The organism is Pseudomonas sp. R19M (genome assembly GCF_050312585.1).
GTDB lineage: Bacteria > Pseudomonadota > Gammaproteobacteria > Pseudomonadales > Pseudomonadaceae > Aquipseudomonas > Aquipseudomonas palleroniana.
Map to the genome: position 1 here is coordinate 1 of NZ_JBNPJV010000135.1, position 224 is coordinate 224.

1 tRNA gene is annotated in these 224 nt (G+C 53.1%); it reads right to left on the reverse strand.

What is annotated here, in order from left to right:
- Positions 1–2 precede the first annotated feature (2 nt).
- Positions 3–76 (reverse strand) — tRNA-Arg (locus ACQRBT_RS28365).
- Positions 77–224: the final 148 nt, after the last annotated feature.

A 224-nucleotide genomic window follows, 5' to 3' on the forward strand; every position in this document is an offset into this window, starting at 1 on the left:
GGTGCACTCGACAGGATTCGAACCTGTGACCGCTCGGTTCGTAGCCGAGTACTCTATCCAGCTGAGCTACGAGTGCAAGTTGTGTTTTTAGACCAGATCACAACTGGTTGAAGCCAAGCCACCTGCATCGCTGCAACTGACTCTTAAATGGTGCACTCGACAGGATTCGAACCTGTGACCGCTCGGTTCGTAGCCGAGTACTCTATCCAGCTGAGCTACGAGTG